The 3,250-nt window shown below is 58.8% G+C and carries 3 protein-coding genes; 1 reads left to right on the top strand and 2 read right to left on the bottom strand.

The genetic code is table 11. The annotated features are described in order from the left end of the window. The coding region (locus tag WBP53_RS08690) for a peptidyl-prolyl cis-trans isomerase (protein ID WP_423927954.1) at nucleotides 1–1,297 on the top strand (1,297 nt) is incomplete at its 5' end. Nucleotides 1,298–1,400: 103 nt separating this feature from the next. On the opposite strand, the gene WBP53_RS08685 is transcribed toward WBP53_RS08690, so the two are convergent. Together WBP53_RS08685 and WBP53_RS08680 are read right to left on the bottom strand one after the other, a co-directional pair. Beyond that, a complete protein-coding gene (locus WBP53_RS08685) occupies nucleotides 1,401–2,186 on the bottom strand; it encodes an enoyl-ACP reductase FabI (RefSeq protein WP_423927952.1) in 786 nt (261 codons plus the stop codon). 164 nt (nucleotides 2,187–2,350) lie between these two features. Beyond that, a partial coding sequence (locus tag WBP53_RS08680; protein WP_423927950.1) for a LysM peptidoglycan-binding domain-containing protein occupies nucleotides 2,351–3,250 on the bottom strand: 900 nt, incomplete at its 5' end.

Genomic DNA, 3,250 nt, shown 5'->3' with positions numbered 1-3,250 from the left:
GGTGACGGAAGAAGAAATCACGACCTATTACGAGGCCCACCAGCAGGAATACATGAATCCGGAGCTGGTTGCTCTCGAGTACGTGGAAGTTGATGCGCAGGATATGGACGTGCAGCTGGTTGCCGATGAGGCCACTCTCAAGGATCGCTATGAGAAGGAGCAGTCACGCTTCGTGAGCTCCGAACAGCGGCTTGCATCGCATATCCTGATCAAGGTTGAAGGTGATGGCGGACCTGACGAACAGAAAAAGGCACTGGAAGCGGCTGAATCGCTAGTCACCAGGATCAATGCGGGAGAAGATTTTTCCGAGCTTGCCAAAACCGAATCGGCCGACCTGGGCTCGCGCGCGCTTGGCGGTGATCTCGGCTGGCTGGACAAGGGCATGACCGATCCTGCTTTCGAAGAGGCGTTGTATGCGCTCGAGGCTGGTCAGGTTTCTGATCCTGTACTTTCTTCCGAGGGATACCACGTCATCGAAGTTCGAGAGGTTCGACCTGGAAAGACTCGCAGCTTCGAGGAAGTCAGGGAAGAACTGGCTGCCGAGTATGGCGAATCCGAACGCGAGCGCGCCTACAACGACAAATCTGGCCGCCTGATCGATCTGACCTACGAGGATTCCACCTCGCTGGCTCCGGCAGCCAAGGAATTGGGTATTGAGGTCAAGAAGACCGCGCTGTTTTCACGCGCTGGCGGCGAAGGCCTTGCAAGCAACCCGGAAGTCGTGGCAGCGGCGTTTTCCGATCTTGTCCTGGTCCAGGGGAACAATTCAGACAAGGTCGAGCTCGGCCCGAATCATCTGGCGATCGTACGCGTCAGCGAGCACAAGCCCGCAACACCGAAGCCCATCGAGGAAGTGCGCAGCGATGTAGAGCAGCGAGTGATTGCCGAGCGCATCAGCAACCTCGCTCAGGAGCGGGCGGATGAATTGTTCGCACGCCTTGGCAAGGGCGAGTCACTGACAGCCATCGGTGAGGAACTGGCGCTGCCGGTTCAGGAGCAGAAGGGTGTTGGGCGCAGCGCGATCAACGTGGATCAGGCACTGGTTTCGTCGGCGTTCGCCTTGCCCCGGCCGGCGGAAGGGAAGCCGGAGTTCAGCCTGGTCCAGCTTGGTGCGGACTCGTTCGCTTTGCTCGCCCTTGACGGCGTGACCGACGCCGATCCCGCTGCCGCGGATCAGCCGACACGTGAAGCTGCGCGCAATACGATCAAGCAGGCCAATGCGGATTCCGCAGCAAGGGAGTTTGTTGCGGCACTCAGGGCCGGAATGGATGTCCAGGTTTCCGAGGAACGCTGGTAACAAGGAACGTGCTGGCAGGCTGCAAAAGAAAAGGGCCGCATCGCGGCCCTTTTCAATGGATGGATGGGCATCGGGTTACAGATGCCCAACTGCATCGAACCTGCTATTCGATACCGGTCATGCCGACTGTGTTGTAACCGCAGTCGACGTAAGTGATCTCGCCGGTAACACCCGAAGCAAGGTCCGAGCAGAGGAACGCACCAACGTTTCCGACTTCTTCCGGGGTCACGTTCCGGCGCAGTGGCGCACTCGCCTCGACGTGGTCAAGCATCTTGCGCAGATTGCCAACGCCTGAAGCTGCCAGGGTCTTGATCGGTCCAGCGGAAATGCAGTTGACGCGCGTGCCTTCCGGCCCGAGGTTGTAGGCAAGGAAGCGCACATTTGCTTCGAGACTGGCCTTGGCAAGGCCCATCACGTTGTAGTTGGCCATGGATCGTTCGGCACCCAGGTAGCTCAAGGTCAGGATTGATCCATTGCGCCCCTGCATCATGGGTCTTGCGGCCTTGGCCAGTGCGGCAAGGCTATAGCTCGAGATGTCATGGGCTATCGCGAAATTTTCGCGCGTCAGGTTATCGAGGAACCCGCCTTGCAGAGCTTCCCTTGGCGCGAAACCGACCGAGTGGACGAGTATGTCGAAGCCGTCCCAGCGAGCACCGAGGTCACTGAACAACTTTTCAATTTGCGCATCGTCCGCCACGTCCAGTGGCAACACGATGTCTGAATTGAACTCGCTGGCCGCATCCTCGACGCGACTCTTGAGTTTGTCGCTCTGATAGGTCAGCGCGAGTTCCGCGCCTTCCCGGTGCATTGCTTCGGCAATACCCCAGGCGATTGAGCGCTTGCTGGCGATACCTATGATCAACGCGCGCTTGCCGTGCAGAAATCCCATGCTTCCTCCAATACCCTTCGATGGATTGCCAGGCGAATGAGCGCGTCGCCGCCCTCGATAGTCCGCCAGTCATTTCGCGCAGTGTAACCGAGTCGCCGGCGGGGTAGAGTTCAGTACTGTGGCGCATGGAGCTGAAGTTGCAAATCCAGGCGCAAGATTGAGCTTCACTGTGGCGCATGGAGCTGCAGTTGCATATCCAGACGCAATATTGAGCTTCGATCGAGATTGTTCCAGCGAAGCAGTTGACCAACCCTCACGCCGTAGAGATGCGCGATTGCGGAGAGGGTGTCACCTTGCTTGACGACATGGGTTTCCGGGTGGGCGCTGGCGATCACAACTGAACCCTGCCCGGGCATCAGAAGCAGGCTGTGTGACTTGGGCTCAGCGTCAGCGCCAAGGCCATTGGCCTTGGCCAGCGCCAACTCGCTCACGCCAACGCCTTCGGCCAAGGACGCCAACGTGTCTCCGGCATGTACGCGTTGCTCGTGCCAGGCCGCACGCTTGTCCTCGGGAATGGAGCGCAGACCTTCCTCGAAGCGGACAACATGTGGCGCAGGAACCAGCAGTCTTTCGACGGGGCCGATGCGTGAAATGTCAGCTCTCCAGGCGGCATTGAACCTGCGCAATTCGTCGACGGGCATGCCCAGCAAATTGGCCGCCACACGCATGTCGATGGGTGCAGAGAGCTCGAGGTTCTCGAGAAGATCAACCTCTTCGGGAGCCGGCAGATCAACGCCGAACATTTCCGGTCTCTCGACGATGCATGACATTGCGAGCAAACGCGTGAGGTGCTGATGGGTAGTCTGGCTCAGCTTGAGCTGCCGTAGTTCCTTTGCATCCAGGCTCGATGCTGACTGATTTCCGAGCTGCCGTTTCACCCGGTATTCGCCGGCATTGAATGCCATGACGGCCAATCGCCAGTCGCCGAACTCCCGGTCATAGCGTTCAACAAGTTCGAGTGAAACACGCGTCGAAGCAATGGCATCCAGTCTCTGGTCGTAAACCTTGCCTACCTGCAACCCTTGTGCAGTGGCGGTTCGGGCCATGAGTTGCCACATGCCAGC

The sequence above is a fragment of the Dokdonella sp. genome, from assembly GCF_049593775.1.
GTDB lineage: Bacteria > Pseudomonadota > Gammaproteobacteria > Xanthomonadales > Rhodanobacteraceae > Dokdonella.
Note: the sequence above shows the minus strand (reverse complement) of the source record. Positions and strands in the feature narration are given on the sequence as shown.